General features: G+C 29.0%; 17 protein-coding genes. 4 read left to right on the top strand and 13 right to left on the bottom strand.

Annotation, left to right across the window (positions count from 1 at the left end; genetic code table 11):
• Window positions 1-13 precede the first annotated feature (13 nt).
• The 6 genes from HGB55_RS00665 to HGB55_RS00690 all read right to left on the bottom strand — a co-directional run bounded on the left by HGB55_RS00665 (window position 14) and on the right by HGB55_RS00690 (window position 5,594).
• Window positions 14-1,540, bottom strand: a complete 1,527-nt coding sequence (locus tag HGB55_RS00665; RefSeq protein WP_168813634.1) for a hypothetical protein — start codon at window positions 1,538-1,540, stop codon at window positions 14-16.
• Between the two features lie 12 nt (window positions 1,541-1,552).
• Window positions 1,553-2,359, bottom strand: coding sequence for a hypothetical protein (locus HGB55_RS00670; protein WP_168813637.1), 807 nt, complete (start codon window positions 2,357-2,359; stop codon window positions 1,553-1,555).
• A 210-nt stretch (window positions 2,360-2,569) separates the two neighbouring features.
• Window positions 2,570-3,226: a hypothetical protein gene (locus tag HGB55_RS00675; protein WP_168813639.1), complete on the bottom strand. Its 657-nt coding sequence runs from the start codon at window positions 3,224-3,226 to the stop codon at window positions 2,570-2,572.
• Window positions 3,227-3,362: 136 nt separating this feature from the next.
• Window positions 3,363-4,313 (bottom strand): hypothetical protein, encoded by a 951-nt coding sequence (locus HGB55_RS00680; protein ID WP_168813641.1) that lies wholly within the window; start codon window positions 4,311-4,313, stop codon window positions 3,363-3,365.
• A gap of 166 nt (window positions 4,314-4,479) precedes the next feature.
• Window positions 4,480-4,965: a DinB family protein gene (locus HGB55_RS00685; protein WP_168813643.1), complete on the bottom strand. Its 486-nt coding sequence runs from the start codon at window positions 4,963-4,965 to the stop codon at window positions 4,480-4,482.
• A 14-nt stretch (window positions 4,966-4,979) separates the two neighbouring features.
• A complete protein-coding gene (locus HGB55_RS00690) occupies window positions 4,980-5,594 on the bottom strand; it encodes a hypothetical protein (RefSeq protein ID WP_168813645.1) in 615 nt (204 codons plus the stop codon).
• Window positions 5,595-5,898: 304 nt separating this feature from the next.
• On the opposite strand from HGB55_RS00690, the gene HGB55_RS00695 reads away from it, so the two are divergent.
• Window positions 5,899-6,381: a hypothetical protein gene (locus tag HGB55_RS00695; RefSeq protein ID WP_168813647.1), complete on the top strand. Its 483-nt coding sequence runs from the start codon at window positions 5,899-5,901 to the stop codon at window positions 6,379-6,381.
• Between the two features lie 28 nt (window positions 6,382-6,409).
• Here the strand turns inward: HGB55_RS00695 and HGB55_RS00700 are convergent, their stop codons facing one another.
• From HGB55_RS00700 to HGB55_RS00730, 7 genes are read right to left on the bottom strand one after another with little or no spacing between them, the layout of a single operon-like run.
• Complete coding sequence (locus HGB55_RS00700) at window positions 6,410-7,864, bottom strand: lipopolysaccharide biosynthesis protein (protein WP_168813652.1); 1,455 nt, start codon at window positions 7,862-7,864, stop codon at window positions 6,410-6,412.
• Complete coding sequence (gene wecB, locus HGB55_RS00705) at window positions 7,864-8,943, bottom strand: non-hydrolyzing UDP-N-acetylglucosamine 2-epimerase (RefSeq protein ID WP_168813653.1); 1,080 nt, start codon at window positions 8,941-8,943, stop codon at window positions 7,864-7,866. Before wecB ends, HGB55_RS00700 begins: the two co-directional genes overlap by 1 nt.
• Complete coding sequence (locus tag HGB55_RS00710) at window positions 8,940-10,217, bottom strand: glycosyltransferase family 4 protein (RefSeq protein WP_168813654.1); 1,278 nt, start codon at window positions 10,215-10,217, stop codon at window positions 8,940-8,942. The genes wecB and HGB55_RS00710 overlap by 4 nt, the downstream gene beginning before the upstream one ends.
• Entirely contained in the window at window positions 10,217-11,404 is a 1,188-nt protein-coding gene (locus tag HGB55_RS00715; RefSeq protein WP_168813655.1) for a glycosyltransferase family 4 protein, read from the bottom strand. The genes HGB55_RS00710 and HGB55_RS00715 overlap by 1 nt, the downstream gene beginning before the upstream one ends.
• 5 nt (window positions 11,405-11,409) lie before the next feature.
• On the bottom strand, window positions 11,410-11,925 hold the full coding sequence (locus HGB55_RS00720) for a methyltransferase (protein WP_168813657.1): 516 nt from the start codon (window positions 11,923-11,925) through the stop codon (window positions 11,410-11,412).
• Window positions 11,918-14,350: a YfhO family protein gene (locus HGB55_RS00725; RefSeq protein WP_168813659.1), complete on the bottom strand. Its 2,433-nt coding sequence runs from the start codon at window positions 14,348-14,350 to the stop codon at window positions 11,918-11,920. The genes HGB55_RS00720 and HGB55_RS00725 overlap by 8 nt, the downstream gene beginning before the upstream one ends.
• A complete protein-coding gene (locus HGB55_RS00730) occupies window positions 14,351-14,614 on the bottom strand; it encodes a DUF4834 family protein (protein WP_168813661.1) in 264 nt (87 codons plus the stop codon).
• 98 nt (window positions 14,615-14,712) lie between these two features.
• On the opposite strand from HGB55_RS00730, the gene HGB55_RS00735 reads away from it, so the two are divergent.
• From HGB55_RS00735 to HGB55_RS00745, 3 genes are read left to right on the top strand one after another with little or no spacing between them, the layout of a single operon-like run.
• Window positions 14,713-15,630: a transporter gene (locus HGB55_RS00735; RefSeq protein WP_168813663.1), complete on the top strand. Its 918-nt coding sequence runs from the start codon at window positions 14,713-14,715 to the stop codon at window positions 15,628-15,630.
• A 13-nt stretch (window positions 15,631-15,643) separates the two neighbouring features.
• Window positions 15,644-16,762 carry a GTP cyclohydrolase gene (locus HGB55_RS00740; RefSeq protein ID WP_168813665.1) on the top strand — a complete coding sequence of 373 codons (1,119 nt, stop codon included), beginning with the start codon at window positions 15,644-15,646 and terminating at the stop codon, window positions 16,760-16,762.
• Window positions 16,762-17,469, top strand: a complete 708-nt coding sequence (locus HGB55_RS00745) for a 16S rRNA (uracil(1498)-N(3))-methyltransferase (RefSeq protein ID WP_168813667.1) — start codon at window positions 16,762-16,764, stop codon at window positions 17,467-17,469. The genes HGB55_RS00740 and HGB55_RS00745 overlap by 1 nt, the downstream gene beginning before the upstream one ends.
• Window positions 17,470-17,473 lie beyond the last annotated feature (4 nt).

The raw sequence follows: 17,473 nt of genomic DNA on the forward strand, positions 1-17,473 counted from the left end.
CTACTCTATATAATTAATCTGGTAATCTCCTTAAAAAAACAGCAACTCTAACATTCTTTACAGTTCCACTTACAGTAACTGTTCTAAATCCTAAACTTGTTCCTGCTGGAATACTTATTGGTGTCGTTAATATTTCCGTATAAACCATATTGTTCACACTACCACTTGCTGTAAACGTAAATAAGTTAGTATTCGTATCTGAATCTATTATAGCCATCTTTACCGTTTCTGATGCTCCATTTGTATTTGCTGCATTAAAACTAACCGCATATGCTTCCCATGCTTCAGGTAATGGTATACCTATTTGTCCTGTGGCTCCATTTCCAAATGACCATTGTAAATTATTATCCGACAAAGTTCCATTTTCATCTGCCCAAATTACAATTTTTTCATACACTTGTTTTTGATATGCACCACCATCAGTACCTACAGAAATAGCATTATTTGCATCAGAACTTACAACATTTGTTGCTGTAATCTGCTGCCAATCAGCACCATCACTTTGAATCCATAAAACTGAATTATTATTAATAGTTTGTATGCTTACGCCTTTTTCATTTATGTATGAAGAAATAGTAGTTGCAAAATCATTCTTATTTTTAATAATATATATCCTACCTGTACAAGAATTTGCAGTAGGTAATGTTATAGCATGATTTCCTTCTAATATAATAGTATGATGATCTTCAGTTAATGTTAAATTGCCAGTAGTACTAATAATTGATTTTGAAACTGATCCATTAACTTGAAATGTTGAATTCGCAATATTTAAACTTGTTTGAGCGTCATTATAAGTTTGATCAATAGCTATTCCAGAAGGATTTATATTAATACCAAACCTTGTTTTAGCACTAGCAGAATTATCACTACCTTGTACTCTAAATAATTCTTTATTTGTTTGATCTCTATAATCATACCTTTTAAATATAATTGGTTCCGCACCATCATCTCCAATAACAAATTCTAATCTACCATCATTATTTGGACCTGCAGATCCTATTTCAAATAAATCGGTACCACCAGCACTTCCTTTTAATCTAAAACTACCATTTGCTGTTGTAAAAAAAATGGGTTTGTAAAAAGATGCTCCAGAAGCTGCAAATTGTAATCCTGCTGTGTTTCCGTCTCCTTTTACATATACCAATGGTTGATCTAAACGCTCATAATCTGGGTAAGGTTTATCCAATCCTAATGTTTGCCTTCTACCAAACTCTAACATAGGTGTGTTATTGGACCGTATTTGCATTTTCACATCATTAGTAGTTCCTAAAAAATTATTATCCGATGCGTTAAGATTATTTCCTGTAATTAACCAATTTTCATTACTACTATTAGTAGTGTTTACCCAAATAGTACCATCAAAAACCATTATCTTTTTTGATTCTGTGTTATAAGCAATAGAACCAGCTGTTGCTGTTGTTACAGCATTAATTTCAGAAGCTGTTCCAGATGGTATTCCCATTACAGAATTTTCATCCAGCTGCGAAAAAGCTATAGAAACATTTAAAAAAAAACTAATTACTATTAAATAATTTTTCATTTTTTTACTTAATTAGAATAAACTTATAACGGTTAACATAAACTCTATATCAACAGGATCTTTACGATTACTTCCATTATCACTGTCTCCAATAAGAATTCTAAAACCAGTGTTAGACTGACTGCTATATGTAATTCCAATATCATCATAATTTTGAGAAGTTGTTCCCGGACAGTTACCTTCACAATCTTTAACCGTTAATTGAATTATGTAATTATCATCCAATAAATCAGATAAAGCTGTATCAAAAATTACATCATATACTCCTTCACTAACCCTTGTAATAGTATTAACATTTAATTCTTTAGCTATTGAATGCCCTGTATAATTATCACTTCCATCATAAGTTATTTCAACTTTTGCAAATGCTTTAATTGGACTTTGAAAATAGGCACCTCCATCTGTACCTAAAGTAATATCGTTATTAGTATCTGTACTTACTACTTTTGCTTTAATTGTAAGCCAAGAAGTACCATCCCATATTTTGGTTATTACACTATTAACATCTGTATTATCAAACCAAATATCTCCAACAACTGGTATTGCAGGTGCTATGGAAGCTGTTGTTACTGTATCTACATCTAATTCAATCCATTGTATTCCGTCATAAATTTTAGATATATTGGTAATGGTATCAAACCAAATATCTGCTATTAACGGACTTGTTGGCTCTGCTCCCGTAGTTACAGTATTGTTAATTACATCTATTTTTGTTCCTTTCTGATTAATTACAGTAACTTGTTGTGCAAAACTAATTTGCACAAAGCTAAAGCATACTATAATAAGTAGTAAAAATCTAATGATTTTTTTTTGAAACATATAAAACAATTAATCTTAATTTAAAAATACACTTAGTAAAGAGTATTGAAATGGTATTAACATAGATTATAATTTTACAGGTATTATTACCCTTGACAACTCATATAAAGATTTATTTCTTGTAGGTTGCCGTTTACACGGCAACCTAATTATATTTCAAGAAATAACAACACTTCATTGCTGTTTTAAAAAACAGTTTAAGTATATTAATTATTTAATATATTGAATCTCAATAATATCACCTGCATAATTTGGTAAATCAGCAGTTACATTAATCGTAACTACTGAACCACTAATTGTATAATCTACGTTAGCAATTAATTTTGCACCATTTCTATATACCCAAACTTTACTATACTCAGGTAATGGAATTTGTGCTCCACTCATTGCAGGAGTACCAGAAGCTACGTCAAAAGTATCATCACCTGTAGTAGCAACAGTAAAAACAGTTTGTCCACTTGTAATCAAATCAGTAGCTAACATTTTTTGAATTTCTCCAGATGTTTCATCCCTTACTAGAAGTGTAAATCCGGTTCCATCAACAGCTGTGGCAGCTGTTAAAGCTGTTTCACTAATTCCAGTAATTGCAAAAACTGCACCAGAAGCATCAATATAAGTATCATCAGTTAATGTTCCTCCTAATTGCCATGTTGTTGTTGTAACATCATCCGTTGAATTAACAATTTGTGTAATTCCATTGTTTGATTGAAAATATTTAATAGTACCTTTATTATCAATTACTTTAACTGCTGTACTTCCTTTAGCAACATCCGCAGTTGCTTGTGCATTTGCAAAGCTAAATGCTAACATAAATAAGGCAAATACTCCTAATTTTATTCTATTGTTTAATTTTGAATTTGTTTTCATTTTTTTAAATTTTAATTTGATTAGTTTTTAAATGTTTATTTTTATCTTTTTTCTTTACTTACTTAAGTTTAATTGGGCGTTTTTATCATCGTAAATCGTTTTATTTTGTTGATATTTATTTTTTTAATTTATATACTTAGTAAAATTGAACAATCCTTATTTCATCATTTTGATAGCAAACCGCTTCAGCTTCCAACTCAATGGTAGTACTATCAATTACTGTAAAATCGATTCTAACCCCATTTCTATACACATTAACTTTTTTAGAATTTGTAATTGGTAATGGTGTAGTAAATTGAATTTGATTGTCTTGAGCAATTATTAAAACTACTTCTTCTTTCAATAATGATGAAGCTGTTACTTTTTTTAATATTCCTGTATCTTTTTCAACCACAACTAAATCGGTCTCATCAGCTTCATTTATATCTTCTAAACCTCTAATAGCTAATGTATTTACTGAATTTGTAGTTATTTCTGTAGCTTTAAGTAATGTTCCTCCTAACTGAATAACATTGCTTAAATTTTTACTTATACCATTATTAACGGTACTGGTATTTGTAGATGTATTATTTAACCAATTGCTTCCATTATATGTATATAAATTCCCTGTAGTTTCATCTACATATATATCTCCTGCAATTGAGTTTTGAACTGTTGCTGTAGTTGGAGCTCCTTCTCCACTTTTAGGATTAATATTAATAGGAACCCAACCTCTTCCGTCCCATATTTGAACTAAATTTCTAGACTTTGTATCATCAATCCAAAAATCTCCAACTGCATTAGCTGTAGGCATGGTTGAAGATGTTGTAACAACAGTTCCTGAGTTACACAAACTTTTCCATTTTGTACCTTCAAAAACAAAAATGCATTTTTCATCAATATTATAAACCATTGCTCCTTGCAAAGGATTTATTTTATTCATTTGATCTGAAGTAATTCTACTTAAAACTAATACCTTGTCTGAACTTTCTAGTTCTAACAAAGAGTTTTTATTAATTTGAGAGGGATTATTTCCTATTTTAACTTGAGCAACTATTGAAATATGTAAGAAAAAAAAGAAGAATATTAGGGCTAAAATTTTATTCATTTATTTACGATAATTTATGGGGATAATCATACAAAACTTATTAAAATAATAACCTGAATTCCTATCAAAATTATGGCTTTCAATTTGATTAGAAAAATTAATTTTATTTGGTATTAATTTTTTAATAAATGGCACGATTTTAGCTACAAAAGGTAAGTCGCTAATTTTAAATTGATTTTGGAGTGGTAGGATTAAACCCAAAATCTTCATCGGGTAATTGAATTCCTAATTGTGAAATAATATATCCAACACTTGCAAAATGATGAATGGCATGGCTATGAGCCTGAATTAAAACAGCTCCTAAAGTATAATTTACAGTAACAGTACCTAAACCTAAATCGTCTGTAACTTCAATCAACTGATTAAAATCCTCATTTTTAAGCAATTTACATTGGTCAATTATTTCATTAAAATACTCAATTCCATTTTTAGTATATTTCTCAACTAATTGATTTCTTTTACGATTGATAAGATTTATCTTTTTTGAATGCAATCCTTCAAAAATACAATTAAAAACATCTAAAACATGTCGCATATGACCTCCAATACTCGAATAATATGGAGCTATTGTTGTATCACTATATTGTTCATCAGTAATATAGTTTAAAAGTGAAACACCTCTTTGTAAATTTTTCTCAATAGCTTCTGTCATATAAAAAAGTTAAACTATGTAAATAACTTTATCAAGGTAAAAATTCCTAAGCTAAAAAACAATAAACTTAAAATTATATTAATGTTTTTTACTATAAATGAAATCCTGTTTATAATAATTTTCGCAAAAGATATATATGTGTAAAATAATAAAAATGAACCTACCGAAGCTCCAAAAACAAAAAATAAAATATATGGAAATTCTAAAATTACTTTATCTTCTGAAGCCAAAACAATACTAACTCCTAAATAAAATGGTATAGCCAACATGTTTATAGATGACATTCCCATACCTTTTAAAAAATAATTTCCTTTAGATGATTTTTTTATTGCAGAAACTCTTTTTCTTGATTGTAAAAAAAATACAACCGATAATATAAAAAAAACCAAAACTCCAAACATTTTTAAATTATCAACCACATTTGGGTTTTTAACAAAATAATCAGCAAAAAATAACGCAATAGCAGCCTGCACAAAAACAATTGAAGCTGCACCAAGCGCAAAGTTTACACTTTGAGATTTCCCAATTTGTAATCTGGTTCTTAAAGCAGTCATATTAAGCATTCCCGGAGAAATAAGTCCAAAATATGCCATTATAATTCCGTAAAAAACATGCAGCAAATAATCCATTTCTATAAAATCTAGATATTATAAAGTTTGCCGAATATATCAATTTAAAGTTAGTTCCTGTTGTAACATTAATTACATTTTCATTTATTTTTTAATTCTATATTTGATTGAATTACATTTATTAAAATTTATACTGCTTAAATTGATTTTTCATAAAGACAACCCGTTAAAAGTAAACTTTTAACGGGTTTCTGGTTTTATTCAGAAAAAATAAATAAATACTTTGGCACACTCTTTGAAAAATTAAGATTAAGTAGAAGCCGAAAAACTTATAGAGTAAGCATAATCTTTTAAATTATTTATTATGAAAAAAGGATTACTAGTTATTATGGCAATGTTTATGTTTGTTTCAACAATTGAAGCAAAATCAAACGAAAATACAAACAACAAAATAGATTATAACACAGTTAAAATACAACCAATTGTATTTGTAGAAAATGGTATTAAATTTTCCGTTTTACCTAATGGCGAATTTAAATTTTCTAAACTAAATTTAAATACACTATACAGTCATAGAAACCCTAGATTTGAAAGAAATAGAAGTGTTGCTATTGTTAGAAATTTTAAAGGTCAAATTACACAAGTTGGAAACGTACCTATATTTTATACCAGAACAGGAAAAGTAGCTCAAATAGGTGCAATTGATCTTAAATACAAACACGGAAAACTTCAAAAAGTTGGTAATTTACACATTATAAACAACCCAAATGGAAAAGTAAAATATATTGGAGAAGTCAAAAGTAGCTCTTATAAAAATTTGAATAAACGTATTATTATCGTTTCTTAAAAATAAAACCTGCTGTTGCAGGTTTTTATCATTTAAAATATTTGGAAACCAAACTGTCAATATCCTCTGATATTTGAGCCTTTCTAATAAAAAACACATACAATATACTTACAATAACACTTTTCAAAACTATTGATAAAATAGGATGTATATTAAAATTCCAAAAATAAAATACTACAAAAATAACAGTTGTAATTAATAACAACTTAAGCGTATTTATACTAAAAGGCTGAATATTTAACTTATATTTTATATAAACTATTTTAATACTGCTATAAATTAAAACAACTATTAAAGTTGCTAAAGCAGCACCATTTATCCCAATCAAATTAATTAACCATTTATTAAGAAATATTACTGTTACAGCCATAGCTAAGGACATATAAAAGAATATTTTATAATATTTGGAGTTTACTAAAATGGCATTTCCTGTTCCTAAAGCTAGTTCCATCAATTTAGCTACTGAAATTATTAAAACAATCCATATTCCTTTTGTAAACTGAGGTTTATTAATTAACTCGTATAAATCAGCAATATTTAAATTAATCAGCAAAAAAAGTAAACCTCCGGCTACTAAAAGATTAATAGAGGTTTGCTTGTATAATTTGCCAACTTCATCAATATTATTTTCATTCATATCTTTTGCAGTGATAGGAATTGTAATTTGTTGCATAGCACGAGTTGGTATTGCCACAACACTTGCAATATAAATACCTACCGAATAATAAGCAACCTCTGCAATTTTTTCCATTTGTGGAATCATAAACTTATCAATTTCCAATAAAACTCCTGCAGCTGAACCTGCAACAATTATATATGCCGAAAATGAAATAATTTCTTTAATATTTTTGGGTAATTTAAATAACAGTTTTGGCTTATAAACATAAAACGCATACAATTTCATTATAAGCATTCTAAGTCCGTAAACTATTACAATTGCATAAATAAATTCTTCGTTTGTTAACCATTTTAAATATACAGCTATAAGTAAAAATGATGTGCAAATACGAGCAAAAACTTCTTTTACAAAATTTCCAAAAACAGATTTAAATTGAATTTTTGTCCACGAATAAAATACTTCAAAATAGCCCATAAATATGGCTAGTAAAAATATTAGATATGTGTAATTTTTTATCAGGGGATTTTCAGCAGAAAGCCAATTTGATATTTGCTCGTAAGCTAAAATACCCAATAAACTTACAGGAATTATTACTAATAAAGGTGTAAAAAGTGCTGTAGTTAAAAATGTATCTTGTTCTGTTTTTGTTTTATAAGCTGAATAATATTTTATAATAGTATGTTGCATTCCAAAAACCAATAAAGGCAACAAAATATTGGCAGTTGAGAGTAAAAAAGTAATTAATCCAAAATAATCTTCATGTAAAAAATGAGTGAATAAAAACATCACATTAATACCACCAATTGCAAAACCCACAAAAAGAATTATGGTATTTATAAATGATTGTTTTAATACAATTCCCATTACAATATATTATGAATTTCTTTATAAATTCTTTCCCCAATTTTATCGCCGTACAAACTCATTGAAAAATCACTTTTTGAATTTTGAAAATGTGTATATGCAGCAATAATTTTTGTTTTATCACTTCCCACAATTTTAGCAAAACCATTTTTTACAAGCTCTATCCACTCGGTTTCTTCACGAGCAATAATGCCGTATTTTTTATTAAAAAAAGCTTCTTTTTGCAAACCTCCACTATCTGTCACAACCAAATTACACTTTTTTAAAAGTTCCAACATATCAAAATAACCTACAGGCTCAATAGTGGTAAGCGATGTTTTCAAATTGTTTTTCTCTAAAATACCTTTAGTTCTTGGATGAAGCGGTAATATAACTTTCTTTTGTCTATCAATTTCTTCCAATCCGGCAATTATACCTTTCAATTTTTCAATATCATCCGTATTTTCTTGTCTGTGAATGGTTGCCAGTACAAACTCATTTTCCATTAAATCTAATTTTGAAATAATGGTAGATTTTTTTGCTGAAATTTTACCGTAAAATTCAACAGCGTCTTTCATAATATCACCACATTTTACAACTTTAGAAGTAAAATTATCAAAACCTTCATTTTTAAGGTTTTCAATAGCTGTAGCAGTTGGGCATAACAATAAATCGGCTATTCTATCCGTCAAAATACGATTTACTTCTTCAGGCATTTTCATATTAAATGAACGCAAACCTGCCTCAACGTGAGCAACTTTTATATGTAATTTTTTAGCCGCTAAAGCACCTGCCAAAGTAGAATTTGTATCACCATAAACTACCACTAAATCGGGTTTTTCATTTACTAAAACCTCTTCAATTTTTAAAAGCATTTGCCCTGTCATTGCACCATGGCTCAACCCGTTAATATTTAAATTGTATGTAGGTTTTGGTATTTCCATTTCATCAAAAAAAACAGCACTCATATTAGTATCAAAATGTTGCCCTGTATGTATAATTACTTCTTCAATTTCATTGTGCTTTGAAATAACTCTGCTTAAAACAGCTGCTTTAACAAACTGCGGACGTGCGCCTAATATGGTTACTATTTTTTTCATTTAGTGATCTTAAAAATTATTTCAGAAAGTTTTTTTGTGAGTTCTTTTCTATGATATTGCTGAATATTTTCTGAAGTAACGGTTAAGTTATTCTGTTTAAATTTAGCATACAAATCTAAAATAACTCTTTTTAAATGTTTACTGTCATCAAAATTAACTACAGTCCCGGAATTGGTTTTAGAAATAATCTCTTGTAAATCTCCATTTGTAGGTGCTATAGCTAAAATTGGACGTTTTGCCATTAAATATTCAAAAATCTTGCCTGTAATTATAGCTTTTGCACTTGGAACGTTATTTACAATCAACACCAAAACTTGTGATTTTTTTTGAAATTCAATCACTTCATCATGAGATACATAATCAATAACTTGAACATTATTTGAAAGTTGAAAATTTGAAATATCCCGTAAAACTGTAGCGTCAATTTTACCTATCAACTTTAATTGAAAATCGTTTTTAAAATCTTCATTTTCAGCAATAATTTTAGAAAGAACTTCCCATAACATTTTAGGATTTCTATCGGCATTCATTAAACCTATATGAGTTAAACTGAATTTTGAATCTAAAGCAACATTTTCATCACTTATATCAGCATCAAAACCGTTAGTAATAGTAAACGTATTTTTGTTAAACAGTTTATAACTTTGATTCATCGAATCTCCTACTACTATCACAGCATCAGCATTTTTCAATACTTTTTCTTCTAAAAAATGATGTTTTTTAATAGCTGTTTTGGTTAAAGGCAACTGATAAAAATAATCAATCTCAGTCCATGGATCTCTAAAATCTGCTATCCATTTCATACCTAATTGTTCTTTTAATTGTAAGCCTATTAAGTGCATGCTATGTGGCGGACCTGTAGTAATTAATACGTCAATTTTATTTTCTTTTAAGTAATTTTTCAAATACTTAGCCGAAGATTTTATCCAAAATTTTCTGGCATCAGGAATAAAATAATTTGCCCGAACATACTGTACTATTTTTCCAAAAAATGACGGATTTGGATTTAAAAAACCGGCACTTTCCTGTTTCTTTTTTCCGAAAAAAGACAACACATTATTTGGTTCCCAAATGGGCTGAGTTAAAACTTCAATTTCTTCAGGAATATCATTTTTTAAAGACTCGTCAGTTATAGGATAATTGGGATTTTGAACTGTATAAACAACAGGTTCAATCTCAAAATTGCGTAAATATTTTACAAATTTAAGCCAGCGCTGCACACCGGAACCTCCTGCAGGAGGCCAATAATATGTTATGATTAGTGCTTTTTTCATCAACTTAAATTAGTATATAAATCTATTAATTTTTCTGAAGTTTTTTCCCAGTAAAATTCGGTATCAATAAAATGCTTCCCATTAACTCCTAACCTATGTTGTAAATCTTTATTCTGATACAATTCCAATACTTTAGCTGAAAAATCGGTACTATCTTCTGCAATATGAACCAATCCTGAATTTGCTTTTTCAACTATATTTTTTTGAGATATTGCATCGCTCACCAACAACGGTTTGGCAAAACTCATATACTGAAATATTTTGTTGGCATACGTAGTATCGTGATGTAAATTTCTGTGCAAAGGCGAAATACAAATAGCACTTGCACTCATATAGGATGGAAAAAGTTTTTCATTTTGCCAACCTTGAAAATCTACCCAATTTTGAATTCCTAACTCTTCAACCTGTTTTTTTAAAATGCTGTCGGAAGTATTACTGCCAACTATTACCAATTTAATTTGTTGAATTGTATTTTTTAGCGTTGAAATACTTTGAATTGCGGTTTGTAAGCCTCTACGCAAACCTGTATCTCCAACATACAACAGCACAAAATCATTTTTATAGTTCTCTAATATATCCTGATTGAGTTCAGCTTTATTATAGTAATTTTTATGAACAGTATTTGGTACAACTACAACATTTTTAGGATTTTTATGTGTTCTATTTACAATTTCTTCTTTGGCTTCTTCAGTAACAACAACAACATTAGTTGCTTTTTTTATAAGCTCTTCTTCTTTTTGCTTCCATTTATGTACTGAAATTAAAAAATTACCCGGAAATTTTTGCAAATGCGGGTAAAATCGCATTATTTCAGGTCTGTTTTCGTGTAAATCGAGTGTGATTTTAAGTTGCAATTTTTTATTCGCTTTAAAAACAGCTTCAGCAATTTGTATATCGTGAATATGTATCACATCTATTTGATTTTCGACTAAAAAATGATGTATTTTTTTAGTTAAAATATTGGTGTAAAACGAAAAAGTATATGCTAAAGCCGAAAGTTTGTATGTTAATTTGTCAGATTGATATCTTTTAACAATAATTCCATTATAAACTTCACTGTTTTTTTCATCTGAATATTTTAAACAAAACAGAAACACCTCATGGCCATTTTGAATTAATGAAACAGCCTCGTTTTCAACCCTTGGATCAGGAGGAAAAGTTTTGTCTAAAATCATTCCAATACGCATAGCAACTATTTTACTGCATAAACTGCGTAATAACGCGGTGTATATTTTCTCAAAATTGGTCTTATTCCAATCTTATTGATTGGGCTGGTCCATTTTTCAGTTTTTTGAATTTGCCAACCCGATTTTTCCAACAACCAATCGAACTGCCAATCTTCAAATTCGTGATAATGTCTGTCCCACATATCGGTTTTACTTCTGTAAGCTTTTGCAAACCATAAATTTAAAGGAATTGTAGCTATAATTTTACAAGCTTCAATTTCTTTTAAAACATTGAACGGAGCAATTAAATGTTCAAAAATTTCGAAAGCTGTAACTGCATCAACCTTGTATTTTTTTACAATTTCTGGTAACATATCCAAATCTTCACCTTCTGTATTAAAAACTGTATAACCATTTGCTTCCATTATTTCAGAAAACGGATTTCTAACACCTAAATCCAAAATTGTTGCAGGTGCAGGTAACACACTTTTTAAAAATTGCAACGTATGGTTATACCGTTTTGAAGGTAGTGTGCTATACATTTTTTTTCTTTTTTTCAACAAAAAACCAACCTAACGGAATGATAACTAACAACACATACGAAATTAATGTAAGTGTATTTCCTTTTTTAATTACTGTAGGTTCAAATTTAAACTCAATTGTATGCTTTCCTTTCGGAATTTCCATTCCTCTCAACACATAATTTACGTTGTAATGTGGTGTTAATTTTCCATCAACATAAGCATTCCAACCATTTTTATAATAAATTTCAGAAAAAACAGCAAACTGATTTGTTGAAGTATTAGATTCATATTTTAATTCATTTGCTTTGTATGAAGTCAACTTAATTGTGGCAACAGAATCTATTGGATATTGAGTAACAATATCGCTCGTGATTAAACTACCATTTATCACAGCTTCAGTTTTCGTTTGCAAACTATCCAAAGCCATAATTTCTTCATTTGCAGTATTTACAACTTTTATAGTATTTACAAACCAAGCATTTCCGTTAGTTTCAGAATTTACTTGAACGCCTTTTTCACCTTTTTCATTTGCGCCAATAAAATACTTTGCATTTAACATATTCAATACCTGAATATTTCCTTTTGCAATATGGAAATCGTATAACTCTTGGTAACGTCTCGGTTTAGCTGCATGATATCCACCAATTGATTTATGAAAATAAGATGTTGAACCATCGGCCATTGGATCTTTGGTAAAATCAATAACCCTGTAATAGCTTTTATCTTTTAAAATTTCTTTATCAATTTGAGTTTCTTTAAAAGGTTTATCAACTGTTCGAGCAGAAACAAAAAAGTCGTTATTTACATAACGTTTATCAACATTTATCAAATCGAATAGCACCAAAACTCCAAAAACAAAAATCAATACTAATTTGCCTATTTTTTCTTTTACAAAAAGCCAAATTACTCCTACAAAAATTGACACAAGCACTAATGTACGCAAGCTATCGTTAAAAAATAACGCTTTTCTATCGGCAACTATAGCATCTAAATAACCACCTAATTGTTCATCTATTTGTAAATCAATTGGTGTTTCAAAAGTAAATAAACCTGTACCTCCAACTGTAAAGATTAATGCCAAACCACCAACAATAATTGTTGTCCATTTTAAAGCATTTAGTTTTGTTTCTTTTGAAATTTCTTTAGAAAATAATTCCTTCAACCCTAAAATTCCTAAAAGCGGAATTGTTAATTCTGCAATTACTTGTATGGATGAAACTGCCCTGAATTTATTGTACAAAGGCACATAATTAATGAAAAAATCAGTTAAAAATGAAAAGTTTTTACCCCAACTCATTAAAATTGAAAAAATAGTAGCCGCTATTAACCAATTTTTGAGTTTTCCTTTTACCAAAAATAGTGCTAATACAAATAGGAAAATAAAGATAGCTCCTATATAAGCCGGTGCGGCTACAATGGGTTGTTCTCCCCAATACATTGACGAAATATTCAACAAATAGTTTGCATCACTTGGATTTAAACCTTTATTTACCGCATCTTGTAAAAACTGATGCAATTCACTGTTTTCCAATTCTTCATGGCGAGTTCCACCCATAAATCTCGGAATAAACAAGTTGAACGTTTCTGCTTTACCATAACTGTATTCGGTAATATAATCTTTGGTTAAACCTGTAGTAGCTTCTTTTGGTGTACCATCGGGTTTTATGGTTAATTCACTTTTACCACGTGTACTAAATTCAGCATACTCCTGAGTTGCCATCAAACTTGTTGCATTTATACCTACAGCAATAATTACAGCAATCACTAAAATAGCAATACTCTTAAAAAAATGAGGTAATTCTTTCTTTTGAATAGAATCAATAATCTGTACAATACCATAAATAATAACCAAAAACATCAGGTAGTAAGTCATTTGTATATGACTTGCACTAATTTCTAAAGCCATTGCAATGGCAGTAAGTATAAATCCCAATAAATATTTACGCTGAAAAACAAGTAAAATACCCGACAATACCAATGGCATATAGGCTATTGCATGAGCCTTTGCATTGTGTCCAACTCCCAAAATAATGATTAAATATGTGGAAAGCCCAAAACCCAATGCACCAAAAATTGCCAATTTCCATTCTACTTTTAAAACTGTAAGAAGTACAAAAAAACCTATAAAATATAAGAAGAGATAATCTGCCGGATGTGGTAAAAAACGAAGAACTTTGTCTAATTTTTTAATATAATCATTCGGATAATATGCGCTAACAGCATACGTTGGCATACCTCCAAAAGTAGCGTTTGTCCAATACGGTTCTTTATCATTCGCTTCTCTAAAATCTTTGATTTCTTTAGACGAACCTATAAATTGAGCGATATCACTTTGCTGAATTTTTTTTCCTTCCAAAACAGGAGAAAAATACGCTAATGAAATAATAACAAAAATTACAATTGCTATTATATAAGGAAGTACTTTTTTTACAGTGATATTCATTTATTTATCATCTTTAACCTCTTCGTAATCAACATAATCACCTACATCTTTATTTCCTTCTTTATAATCAGAAGGTTTTTTGTCAATAATGGTTTCGCCCACTTTTCCTGCTTCATTTTTATATTGACTTTCTTGTTTTTCCTGAAATTTTTTTTCAACATTATCAACCATCTTTTTTACAAATAATGGCATAATATATTTTCCTATTATTTTTAAAGCGTAGTAAATAATTAATATAATTGCTATAGTTCTTAACAATCCCATTTAGTAAAGTTTTTTATATTTTTCAAAAATAACAATTTGAAAGTAACTAAAACGTTTAATTATATAAAATCTTATATTTACAAACTAATCAACTTACTATGAAAAAAGTATTTTTACTACTTCTAACCTTTTGCTCAGTTTTAACTATAAATGCTCAATATACCGATATTATAAATTCAAAAAGACCAGGCTTTTCTGAAAGTCCGTACAGTATTGGTACTGATGTATTTCAATTTGAAACCGGATTATTTTACAGAGATAGTGATGATGATGCTTATTTGGCAAAAACAAAATCGGTTGGAGGAGAATTATTTTTTAGATATGGAAAGTTTTTTGAAAGATTAGAAATGAATGCAAAAATTGCTTACCAAAATGATGATGTAAATAATTTGTTTGGTGACAAAATAAATAATTATGGAATTAGTGAGTTAACAATTGGAGCCAAATACTTGATCTATCAACAAGAATACACCGATAAATCTAAAGAAATAAGAAGTTGGAAACGCAGAATGGCTTTTGATAAAAAACGTTTAATCCCATCAGTTGGGATTTATGCAGGTTTAAATACTGATTTTTTAGGTGAAGATTATAAAGATGATGGAATGAGTTATAAAGCTGCAATTTTACTTCAGAATGATTTTTCTGAAAGATTGGTACTGCTCACAAACTTAATTGCCGATAAAATTAGTTCCGACAATGAGTTTTATTCTCATATAATTACCATGACCTATGCAATTAATGAACAATGGTCGTTTTTTATTGAAAATCAAGGAAATTATAGGGATACTGCTAGTCCCGAATTTCATTTTGGTACCGGTGCCGCTTATTTATATTCAAAAAATTTACAATTCGATGCCTCTGTAAGAACAAACCTGTTTGATGATTATACATTTGTTTATGGTGCTTTAGGCGTTGCCTGGAGATTGGATAAACACAGTGATGAAATTATAAATAAAAGCTCTCCAAGAGGTCAAATGATGAAAAAGAAAAGAAAAAAGAAATTTCTATTTTTTTAAGAAACAAACTTATATGATTACAATACAAGAACTTACAACTCAAAAAGAATTAAAACAATTTGTTAAATTTCCTTTTAAATTATATAAAAACAATCCGTATTGGGTACCTCCTATTATTAGTGATGAACTAGAATCTTTCGATAAAACTAAAAACCCCGTTTTTAAACATGCAGATGCACGCTATTTTATAGCTTTAAAAAACAATGAAATAGTTGGAAGGGTTGCGGCCATTATAAATAATTATGAAATAAATAATCAAAATGTAAAAAAAATGCGTTTTGGTTGGTTTGATTTTATTGATGATATTGAGGTTTCTAAAATGTTGTTAAAAAAGGTTGAAGAAATTGGCGTTCAGCATAACCTTGAATTTATGGAAGGTCCTGTTGGATTTTCTAACCTCGATAAAGTTGGGGTTTTAACTGAAGGTTTCGACCATATTGGTACAATGATTACTTGGTACAACCATACATATTATAAAGATCACTTTGAAAAATTAGGGTTTAAAAAAGAAAAAGAATATTTAGAAAATAAATTTCCTTTTAAAAATGTTGATCCCGATTTCTTTTTAAAAGCAAGTTCACTTATAAAAAGACGCTACCAATTAAAATCTCTTAATTTCACAAATTCAAAAGACATTTATCCGTATGTAGATAAAATGTTTGACCTTTTTAATGAATGTTACGCTTCATTATCATCATTTGTACCTATTTCTGATATTCAAAAAGAATATTTTAAAAAGAAATACATAAGCCTAATAAACCCTGAATATATAAAATTTGTAGTTGACAACAATGACAAAATGATTGCCTTTTCAATTACAATGCCTTCGTTTTCAAAGGCATTACAAAAAGCAAACGGTAAACTTTTCCCTTTTGGAATTTTTCATTTATTAAAAGCCAAAAAAAATAGTAAAGACATCATTTTTTACCTAATTGGTGTGCACCCAAACTACCATAATAAAGGCGTTACAGCAATTCTTTTTGAAGATTTTTACAATACATTCAAAAATAAAGGTATTGAAAACTGTATAAGAACACCTGAGCTTGCTGATAATACAGCGATAGCTGCAATATGGAAAAATTTTAATCCTGTAACTCATAAAAAACGTTGTACTTATAGAAAAAATATCTAATGCAATTATTTTACAATCCTGACATAGCAACAAATACACAACAATTTACTTTTAACAAAGACGAAAGCAGGCATATTGTACGTGTTTTACGAAAAAAAGAAGGTGATAAAATATTTATTACGAATGGTTTAGGCGAATTATTCACCTCAGAAGTACTTGTAGCTAACGACAAAAAATGTTTGGTTAAAATTATTGATACTGAAGAAAAAGTTAAACCATGGAATTATTACCTCCACATAGCTATTGCCCCAACAAAATTAAATGACAGGTTTGAATGGTTTTTAGAAAAAGCAACTGAAATTGGTATTGATGAAATTACGCCAATTATTTGTGACCATTCGGAAAGAAAAGTTATAAAAATGGATAGAATGGAAAAAATAATTCAATCTGCAGCAAAGCAATCTTTAAAATTTCATTTTCCTAAATTAAATGAACCCATCAATTTTAACCAATTTATAAACTCTGATTTTGAAGGACAATTATTTATTGCTCATTGTGAAGAAACTAACAAAAAATCATTAAAATCAACAATAAAGCCTAACCTAAAAACCACAATACTTATTGGCCCTGAAGGTGATTTTTCAATTAAAGAAATACAACAAAGCTTGAAGCATAAATTTATTCCGGTATCTTTGGGTGAAAGTAGATTAAGAACCGAAACTGCCGGCGTAGTTGCTGTTCACAGTGTAGCATTTATTAATGAGTAAATTA

Origin of the sequence: Lutibacter sp. B1, from assembly GCF_012524075.1 — a bacterium.
Lineage (GTDB): Bacteria > Bacteroidota > Bacteroidia > Flavobacteriales > Flavobacteriaceae > Lutibacter.

Excerpts from the sequence above, each read along its gene's own strand:
- HGB55_RS00665 (WP_168813634.1), bottom strand. The coding sequence starts at position 1,540 with ATGAAAAATTATTTAATAGTAATTAGTTTTTTTTTAAATGTTTCTATA.
- HGB55_RS00670 (WP_168813637.1), bottom strand. The coding sequence starts at position 2,359 with ATGTTTCAAAAAAAAATCATTAGATTTTTACTACTTATTATAGTATGC.
- HGB55_RS00675 (WP_168813639.1), bottom strand. The coding sequence starts at position 3,226 with ATGAAAACAAATTCAAAATTAAACAATAGAATAAAATTAGGAGTATTT.
- HGB55_RS00680 (WP_168813641.1), bottom strand. The coding sequence starts at position 4,313 with ATGAATAAAATTTTAGCCCTAATATTCTTCTTTTTTTTCTTACATATT.
- HGB55_RS00685 (WP_168813643.1), bottom strand. The coding sequence starts at position 4,965 with ATGACAGAAGCTATTGAGAAAAATTTACAAAGAGGTGTTTCACTTTTA.
- HGB55_RS00690 (WP_168813645.1), bottom strand. The coding sequence starts at position 5,594 with ATGGATTATTTGCTGCATGTTTTTTACGGAATTATAATGGCATATTTT.
- HGB55_RS00695 (WP_168813647.1), top strand. The coding sequence starts at position 5,899 with ATGAAAAAAGGATTACTAGTTATTATGGCAATGTTTATGTTTGTTTCA.
- HGB55_RS00700 (WP_168813652.1), bottom strand. The coding sequence starts at position 7,864 with ATGGGAATTGTATTAAAACAATCATTTATAAATACCATAATTCTTTTT.
- wecB (WP_168813653.1), bottom strand. The coding sequence starts at position 8,943 with ATGAAAAAAATAGTAACCATATTAGGCGCACGTCCGCAGTTTGTTAAA.
- HGB55_RS00710 (WP_168813654.1), bottom strand. The coding sequence starts at position 10,217 with ATGAAAAAAGCACTAATCATAACATATTATTGGCCTCCTGCAGGAGGT.
- HGB55_RS00715 (WP_168813655.1), bottom strand. The coding sequence starts at position 11,404 with ATGCGTATTGGAATGATTTTAGACAAAACTTTTCCTCCTGATCCAAGG.
- HGB55_RS00720 (WP_168813657.1), bottom strand. The coding sequence starts at position 11,925 with ATGTATAGCACACTACCTTCAAAACGGTATAACCATACGTTGCAATTT.
- HGB55_RS00725 (WP_168813659.1), bottom strand. The coding sequence starts at position 14,350 with ATGAATATCACTGTAAAAAAAGTACTTCCTTATATAATAGCAATTGTA.
- HGB55_RS00730 (WP_168813661.1), bottom strand. The coding sequence starts at position 14,614 with ATGGGATTGTTAAGAACTATAGCAATTATATTAATTATTTACTACGCT.
- HGB55_RS00735 (WP_168813663.1), top strand. The coding sequence starts at position 14,713 with ATGAAAAAAGTATTTTTACTACTTCTAACCTTTTGCTCAGTTTTAACT.
- HGB55_RS00740 (WP_168813665.1), top strand. The coding sequence starts at position 15,644 with ATGATTACAATACAAGAACTTACAACTCAAAAAGAATTAAAACAATTT.
- HGB55_RS00745 (WP_168813667.1), top strand. The coding sequence starts at position 16,762 with ATGCAATTATTTTACAATCCTGACATAGCAACAAATACACAACAATTT.